Genomic DNA, 8,621 nt, shown 5'->3' on the forward strand with positions numbered 1-8,621 from the left:
CTAGTTTCTAGTTTCTAGTTTCTAGTTTCTAGTTAAAATTAAAAAACATTTACTCTACCAAGAAATCAAAATAAGTATCAGGAAATGGTTCCCATCTTAAGGTATAATGCCACCATTCTTTTTCATAGTTTCTGAAATTGTGCTTTTCCATGGCAGAACGTAGAATTGCACGGTTTTGTTTTTGAATTTCAGTGATATCGGGATTGTCCGTCCATGATTTTTCTCCAAAAAAATCAAAAAAACCTCCCATATCTAAAGGTTCACCAGTATTCGCATCTATAATGCCCAAATCGATGGTACTGCCTCTGCTATGTCCAGATTTTGACGCGATATAACCATCGCTAAACAAAAATTGCTTTTCTACTTCAGGATAAAATTTATGCTTGTTAATGGTGTCTCCTAAATCTTTAGCCCATCTGACAAAATGATCCACAGCACGTTGTGGCCTGTAACCATCGTAAACTTGTAAGCACAGATTTTGGCTTCGAAGATCCTCTTGCACCTTTTTTAAACCTTCTGCCGCTTCCTTTGTAAGAATCAATCTATTAGACTTATAACCTTCGATGGGCATTCCTACAAAATTATTATCTGTAAAATAGCGCAATTGTACATCCAAATCGGGAATCTCGTCTTGTGCGTATACAAATCCTTCAGCCAATTGAGACGTTGGAGTTTTGGCAAATGCGAATCCCAAAACAATCAGCACTAAAAGCAATCCTTTGTTTTTCCTCATAGTTGTGCTAATTTAGATAAAATTTATAGCATGGACTTATTTTCCTCAGATAAAAGGCATTTCCAACTCCCAAATGCCGAATTGATTTATATCCCGAATTTTTATGATCAAAAAAAGGCAGATGTTTATTTAGAACATTTAAAGAATAACATTCCGTGGCAGCAAGACGACATCAAAATCTTTGGAAAAACCCATCCTCAACCCCGATTGACAGCTCTATTTGCAATCAATGCAAAACCTTATAGCTATTCTAACATTACGATGACACCAAAACCATTCACATCCGAAATTCATCAAATCAAAATTGATGTGCAGAAGATATGTCAACATGAATTTACTACCGTGTTACTGAATTTATATAGAAATGGAAATGATAGTAACGGTTGGCATGCCGATAATGAAAAAGCCTTGGGAATAAATCCAGTCATCGCTTCGCTAAGTTTTGGAGCGACCAGAGTATTTCATTTTAAACACCGGACGATTAAAGAAGAAAGCCACAAACTCAATTTAGAACATGGCAGTTTACTGATCATGAAAGGAGAAATGCAGCATTTTTGGTTACATCAAATCCCAAAAACAAAAACACACGTCAACGAAAGAATCAATTTAACTTTCAGGACTTTATAAAAAAGAAAGAACCGAGGTCCCTCAACCTCGGTTCTTCTAATTTGCGTTTAATACATTGCGTAGATTAGGGTCACTAAGTCAACAACATATGCAAATATTAATTAATTAATCCATTGCACTAAAACGTTAATTTCAGTACACTTCAAATGTAAGACAAATAATGAGACTATCTGTCAAAACACATATTAAATCGATGAAATGCATTTAAATTTAACATTTATCGACTAAAAGACCCGTTTTAACGACAAAGCGCAAGCTCAACTCATTGAGAAAATCTTCATTTATTCATCATATTTTTGATAATTGAACGTTATCCTTTCAAATTAAATTACTCTCAGTATCTTCGTTTAGATAAATATTCACGCTATGAAAAACTTAATTCTTTTATTTAGTCTCATCAGTTCTTTATCATTCAGCCAACCACAAACTTTTTCTGAAACTGATATAAGGATTTCAAATTGGATTGACGGAAGTTTAATCTTTCCAAATTCAGGTTCAGATCAACTGGCCATAATTATCGGGGACTCTGGTCCGACAGACCGGGACGGAAACCAGAACTTCCAAAAAACCAACAATCTCAAAAAACTGGCCCTACAACTTGCCAACAATGGCATCGCGACGTTCAGATACGATAAACGCATAGTAAAACAGATCAAAATGAATTCCCTTGATCCGAAGATAAAGTTTGATGATTTCGTAGTCGACGCTATGGATGTCGTGAAGTATTTCAAAACAAAAAAAGAATTTAAAAATATCTACATTATCGGTCACGGTCAAGGAAGCTTAATAGGTATGCTCGCTGCACAAGAGCATGTTGATGGTCTTATTTCATTGGCAGGAGCTGGTCAACCCATCGATGCGGTCGTAATTGATCAGGTTCAAAAAACAGCCCCTATGTTTACTGAAGATACCAAAAGAGTGTTTGACATTTTAAGATCTGGACAAACAACCACGGACTTCCCTCCTGCTTTGGCTTCGGTATTCGACCTTAGCGTTCAAAAGTTTATGACGAGTTGGATGAAATATGATCCTTCAGTGGTCATAAAAGACTTAAAAATCCCCGTTCTCATCATAAATGGCACCAAAGATTTACAAGTAGAAACCGCCGAAGCGGAGTTACTTCAGAAGGCCAATCAAAAATCAGAATTAAAACTGATTGAAAAGATGAACCATGTCATGTTCATTATTGAAGGTGACGCTCAAGAAAACGCAAAATCCTACAATGATCACAATGGGAAAATCTCCGAAGAATTGGTGAAAGATATCGTCGATTTCATAAAAAAGTAAACCGTCACGTATGGTCATAAAAAAAGCATCTCGAAATCGAGATGCCCTTTTACTAACTAACCAACCAAAATGTAATATTAACTTCTCTAAAGGTTAACTACTCCCTTTTTGTAATGTAGAGCATAATTATTTACACTGTACTATATCCAAATTCCGTGCCAAAATTAAATTTGACAACAAAATTATTATTCCTATTTTGCGGCTCAAACTAACTAACCATGACCAATTTTTGTAAAATTTTACTTTTTTTAGGATTAATTATCGGGACTTCTGGTTCCATATATGCTCAAACCTTAATCATTGATAACGCAAACGACAATTATTCAGAAAGTTTTGACATTCCTGTAACCATTGATTCCATAAGCTTTAACAGTTTTCAGATCAAACTTTCTACTGTTGATCCTTCGCTGATTATTAATCAAGTCATCCTGAACAAAAAATTTTCAAAGGGCGCTTTGGAATTTTCTTCAAGCGGCTCAATTTATACCATTGGCTATAGAAGTGAAGCACCTATTACAATTTCCAAAAAGGAAAAGCTCTTTGATTTAAAATTAAATACCACCAATCGGTTTTCAGAAGTGAATTTGATTTCTGTCAAGGAAACAAATTTCTATAACCAGGCAGAAGTGCTATCTGTAACCCCAAAAGTGCACTCATCAACCGTTAATCAATTTGTTTTTTTTAAAAATGACGCCATCGTCTTCGGAATATTAATGCTAGCGCTAGGGTTTGTGTTTTATACAGAATCAAAAAAAGACGGTTTTTGGCCAAAATTCTACAAGTACGTTCCAGGACTTTTAATGTGCTATATGATTCCGGCTATTTTTAACTCGCTCGGATTGATTTCTGCAGATGTTTCAGAAACCTATTATATCTCCAGTCGTTATCTTTTGCCAGCTTCCTTAGTTTTATTGACCATTAGCATTGATTTAAAAGCGGTTTTCAATCTCGGTTGGAAAGCTTTAGTCATGTTTTTCACAGGAACTGCGGGGATTATCATTGGAGGACCAATTGCCATTTTGATCATTTCCACCTTTTCTCCTGAAACTGTTGGAGGTGCCGGATTTGATGCCGTATGGAGAGGATTGGCCACTTTGGCAGGAAGTTGGATTGGTGGCGGTGCCAATCAAGCAGCCATGTTGGAGATTTATGGTTTTAACCAAGAACTTTATGGCGGTATGGTATTGGTTGATATTGTGGTGGCCAACATTTGGATGGCGGTCCTTTTATTAGGCATTGGAAAACGTGCGAAAATAGATAAATGGCTAAAAGCCGATAACACTGCCATCAATGAATTGCAAGAAAAAGTACAAAGTTTTAGTGAAAAAATCATTCGTGTTCCGTCGTTAACAGATATCATGATGATTTTGACCTTTGCCTTTGTTGCCGTTGGTATTGCCCATTATGGCGCAGATGTTATTTCGACCTATCTGTCTGATAATTTTGAAGCCGTAAGTGATACTCGAAGTGCGCTATCCTCCTTTGGAAGCCAATTCTTTTGGTTGATTTCAATTGCGACTTTAATCGGCATCCTATTATCCTTCACAAAAGCGAAAAATTATGAAGGTGCCGGTGCCAGTAAAATTGGTAGCGTCTTCATTTACATTCTTGTGGCGACCATTGGAATGAAAATGGATTTGGGCAAGATGTTCGAAAATCCGGGACTTATTTTAATTGGTTTGGTGTGGATGGTTATTCACGCCATTCTTCTCATCATTGTTGCTAAACTGATTAAAGCGCCCTATTTTTTCTTGGCCGTTGGAAGTCAAGCAAACGTAGGTGGAGCCGCCTCCGCTCCTGTTGTAGCCGCTGCATTCCATCCGTCATTGGCATCAGTTGGCGCACTCCTGGCCGTCTTTGGTTATGTCATCGGAACTTATGGCGCACTTTTATGTGCAGAACTCATGAGAATAGTTGCCGCAGGTTAGTTTTTAATCGATTATTATAAGATATTTGCCCACCAAAAATTTAAAAATTTCAATGAAAAGAATAGCGTTTATCCTCAGTTTACTTATTGTTTCGTCTTGTGCTAAAGACAAATCAAATTTCACCCTTAAAGGCACTATCAAAGATTTAAAAAAAGGAACGGTTTATCTCCAAAAGGTTGAAGACACTTTATTGGTTTCAATAGACTCCTTAAAGATCACTGGCGATTCGCAATTTGAACTTCACGCATATTTAGATGGCCCAGAAGTACTTTATCTAAAGCTCGATAAACAAGGAGAAGATAGTGGATTGATTCCTTTTTTTGCAGATAAAGGCATTACAGAAATCCACACCACGTTGAAAAACTTCTTTGTGGATGCAAAAATTACCGGCTCCAAACAACAAGAAAAATTAGAAGAATACAAGGCGATCATGTCCAAGTTTAAGGATAAAAATCTGGATCTTATCAAGGATAACCTAGTAGCGCACCAAAGTCAAGACTCTCTTCAAATAGATTCAAGTTTAAAGGCTCATAATAATTTGATTATCAGAAGATATTTGTACACCATCAACTTTGCTATTAACAATAAAGATAATGAGATTGCTCCTTATTTGGCAATATCAGAAATCCCAGATGCAAACATCAAATATTTAGATACTATCGTTAAATCGTTGACTCCGGAAATTAAAGCTTCCAAATACGGCAAGCAATTGCAGGAGCTGATTGATGAACGCAAAAAAGAATAAGAGTTTCATTTTTAGAATTGTGAGATGCAATTCTCATTTAATAAATTGAAATACTTATCAAGGATAACCGTTACTTTGTACAGACATTTTAAAAAGAATGAACATCAACAAAGTTAAACTTCTCAAATGGGCTAAAAGAATGAGCTACGGCTTAGGCATTCTCTTAGCCCTTTTTATTTGTTTTTATAGCAGCATTTACATTGGTCTCTGGGGAAAAATTCCTGATTCAGAACAACTCACGCTCCTTAAACAAAGTCAGGCCACACAGGTTCTGGATGCCAATAATAATTTGATTGGAAAAATTTATGTTTACGACCGGCAATCCATCACATATTCTGATTTTCCCCAACATTTAATTGATGCTTTAGTTGCTACAGAAGATGCGCGATTTTATGGGCACAATGGCATCGACAATAAAAGTTTGCTTCGGGTATTTTTCAAAAGCATTTTATTGTCTGATGATTCTTCTGGGGGTGGCAGTACGATTACTTTGCAATTGGCCAAAAATCTCTTCGGACGACAAAACCATGGTACTATTGGACTTGTGGTCAATAAAATTAAAGAAAGCATCGTCGCCAAACGCATTGAAAAACTATATTCAAAAGAAGAAATCCTTACCCTCTATCTCAATACGGTTCCTTTTCCCGATAACACTTACGGCATTGAAAGTGCTGCCATAAAGTTTTTTGATTCGCATACCAAAGATTTGACCTTGGTGCAATCGGCTACCTTGATAGGCTCACTAAAGGCGAATACGAGTTACAATCCACGTCGTTATCCTGAAAAATCACATCTCAGAAAAAATGTGGTCATTAATCAGATGGAAAAATATGGCTATCTCTCGGAAGTCCAAGCTAACAAAGCCAAAACGGACAGTATTGTTGTGAACTATCAAAACTATGCACCAAATGAGGGTTTAGCGCCATATTTCAGAGCACAGATTAAAAAGCAATTGGATAGCTTGCTAAAGCAAAAAAAGTACTTGAAACCAGATGGAGAAATGTATAACATTTATCATGACGGTTTAAAAATCCATACCACTTTAGACAACACCATGCAACGCTACGCAGAGGCCGCCATGAAAGAGCATATGACGGATTTGCAACGACAGTTTGAAAAAGCTTATGGACAGAATGCACCTTGGCTCAAAGGAAAGTCGGCATTTGAAGCTGCTAAAAAACGTTTAAAAGTCTATAAAAGACTAAAAGCGCAAGGATTAAATGATAAAGCCATTGAAGACACCCTAAAAATAAAACATCAAACCGATTTATTTTCGTGGGATGAAACCTCCGTCAAATCTATGTCCACCTTAGATAGTTTGGAATATTTCTCCAAATTTTTGAATGCTGGCTTAGTCTCTTTAGATCCTTCCAATGGCGCGATAAAAGCTTATGTAGGCGGTATTGATTACGGCTTTTTTCAATTTGACCATATTGTGCAGAGCAAACGTCAGGTAGGTTCCACATTTAAACCTATTGTTTATACCGCTGCTTTGGAAAACGGCATGGATCCATGTGCATACTTTCCACTAAAAGCCATTACTTATAGCGATGTCAATAATTGGCGTCCTACCAATTCCGGCACTTTTGAGGATGAAGATTTAAACTATTCGCTTCAAAACGCATTGAGCAACTCAATAAATACCATTGCCGTAAAGGTACTTTATGAAACGGGTATTGATAAAGTGATCACACAGGCCCAAAACATGGGCATCAAAAGCAAATTGGAAGCCGTTCCCTCTATTGCTTTAGGTTCCTCTAATCTAACCGTTTTAGAGTTAGCAAAAGCTTACACGTCCTACGTGAATGACAGCAAGCCTTCAAATCCAGTTTTCATTACGAAAATCGAAGATAAAGATGGGAACGTTATTGCTTCTTATGAAGATCTTTATCCTGAGCAATCCAAAACTGATATGGCGTTTAGTGATGACACACGACAAGTGATACTCGAGTTTTTAAAAGCTACGGCCAACGAAGGTACAGCATCAAGATTACGATCAACTTATCAATTGAATAATGCCATTGCCGGAAAAACTGGAACGACGCAAGACAATAAAGACGGCTGGTTTGTGGGGATTATGCCAAAATTAGTTACGGTAACTTGGGTAGGAAATGACAATCAACAAATTGGTTTTAGTTCCACAGGAATTGGACAGGGCGCTAATTCAGCACTTCCCATTTTTGCCAAATATATCCAAAAATTAAACGCGGATCCGAGATACAATAAGATTACCAAGGCTTCTTTTGAAACGCCTTCGGAAGCGGTATTAAACGCTTTAACTTGTGATCCTACAAAAGAAGATGGCTTTTTCAAACGTTTGTTTGGCAATAATAAAGACGAACGAAAATTTGAAAAGAAAGAAAAGAAGCACAAGAAAGGCGGCGGAATTTTTGGATGGTTAAAAAAGAAGGACAAGAATGAATAGTCATAAATCTTCAAAATAAAAATTCCAAATTCCAAATGATGGAACGCGGATGACGCTGATGAAGCAGATTTCCACTGATTTTAATCGATCTTTAAAACAAAGGACAGCTGATTATTTTCCTGGTTGATAACAAATATATTCTTTGAACCAACTTATTGTCAGAACAACCCTTAGCGCCCTTTGCGAAAAACCTTCGCGCTCCTTGCGTTTAAAAAAACAAAAGAATTTTCAATAACTATTAGAAGGAGTTTAACCACCATGACGCAAAGTCAAAGCTCAGGTTCGCGAAAGGATAGAATTCCTTAGCGACCTTTGCGAAAAAACTTTGCGCTCCTTGCGTTTAAAAAAACCGAAACATACTTCAATCAAACTTCCTGAAAAATACAAAAGCCTCTCAAAAAGAGAGGCTTTAAATTGAGCCGATAGAGGGACTCGAACCCACGACCTGCTGATTACAAATCAGCTGCTCTAGCCAGCTGAGCTACATCGGCCTAAGAGACTGCAAATATAGTATTGAAAACCATATTTGCAAATCTTTTGAAAAAAAATTAAACTAATGCATTGATTTTTTCGATCAACGCATGACCTCTTGTTTCTAACTCAGCATTAACAGCTTTAAAGTGTGCTTTTTTGTTTTCAACACTTCTATCATTGACTTTTGCAATCAATTCATCAAACGTGTTGATGGCTTCTTCAACAATCGCTTCGCTTTTTTCTGCGTTTTTACCAGAATTTGCGTAATTCGAAATATAAGCCGCTTCAATAATATCTCCTAAAACATAGTTAATATCTTTTTTTAGGTCTCTAACATTTGCCATTTTCTTGATTTTAAAATTTTTACAAAAGTAATCAATTTAAGAATGTCTTCCGTAATGG

Annotated in this window: 7 protein-coding genes and 1 tRNA gene; 5 read left to right on the top strand and 3 right to left on the bottom strand. The window is 36.7% G+C overall.

The window, feature by feature from the left end:
- Positions 1 to 49 precede the first annotated feature (49 nt).
- Complete coding sequence (locus tag ABIQ28_RS14480) at positions 50 to 733, bottom strand: M15 family metallopeptidase (protein WP_348038539.1); 684 nt, start codon at positions 731 to 733, stop codon at positions 50 to 52.
- 30 nt (positions 734 to 763) lie between these two features.
- Here ABIQ28_RS14480 and ABIQ28_RS14485 point away from each other — a divergent pair, with 30 nt between their 5' ends.
- The 5 genes from ABIQ28_RS14485 to ABIQ28_RS14505 all read left to right on the top strand — a co-directional run bounded on the left by ABIQ28_RS14485 (position 764) and on the right by ABIQ28_RS14505 (position 7,745).
- Positions 764 to 1,360: an alpha-ketoglutarate-dependent dioxygenase AlkB gene (locus tag ABIQ28_RS14485; RefSeq protein ID WP_348038541.1), complete on the top strand. Its 597-nt coding sequence runs from the start codon at positions 764 to 766 to the stop codon at positions 1,358 to 1,360.
- A 366-nt stretch (positions 1,361 to 1,726) separates the two neighbouring features.
- The gene (locus ABIQ28_RS14490) at positions 1,727 to 2,647 is read left to right on the top strand and encodes an alpha/beta hydrolase (RefSeq protein WP_348038543.1); all 921 of its coding nucleotides are present in this window, start codon (positions 1,727 to 1,729) and stop codon (positions 2,645 to 2,647) included.
- A 713-nt stretch (positions 2,648 to 3,360) separates the two neighbouring features.
- On the top strand, positions 3,361 to 4,575 hold the full coding sequence (locus ABIQ28_RS14495; RefSeq protein ID WP_348038551.1) for a DUF819 family protein: 1,215 nt from the start codon (positions 3,361 to 3,363) through the stop codon (positions 4,573 to 4,575).
- A 52-nt stretch (positions 4,576 to 4,627) separates the two neighbouring features.
- The gene (locus ABIQ28_RS14500) at positions 4,628 to 5,320 is read left to right on the top strand and encodes a DUF4369 domain-containing protein (RefSeq protein ID WP_348038545.1); all 693 of its coding nucleotides are present in this window, start codon (positions 4,628 to 4,630) and stop codon (positions 5,318 to 5,320) included.
- A gap of 97 nt (positions 5,321 to 5,417) precedes the next feature.
- Positions 5,418 to 7,745, top strand: coding sequence for a transglycosylase domain-containing protein (locus ABIQ28_RS14505; RefSeq protein WP_348038547.1), 2,328 nt, complete (start codon positions 5,418 to 5,420; stop codon positions 7,743 to 7,745).
- Between the two features lie 417 nt (positions 7,746 to 8,162).
- On the opposite strand, the gene ABIQ28_RS14510 is transcribed toward ABIQ28_RS14505, so the two are convergent.
- Positions 8,163 to 8,236: transfer RNA gene (locus tag ABIQ28_RS14510), tRNA-Thr, on the bottom strand.
- Positions 8,237 to 8,293: 57 nt separating this feature from the next.
- Positions 8,294 to 8,563 (bottom strand): hypothetical protein, encoded by a 270-nt coding sequence (locus ABIQ28_RS14515; RefSeq protein ID WP_348038549.1) that lies wholly within the window; start codon positions 8,561 to 8,563, stop codon positions 8,294 to 8,296.
- Between the last annotated feature and the right edge of the window lie 58 nt (positions 8,564 to 8,621).

The sequence above is a fragment of the Gelidibacter sp. genome (genome assembly GCF_039916245.1).
GTDB lineage: Bacteria > Bacteroidota > Bacteroidia > Flavobacteriales > Flavobacteriaceae > Gelidibacter.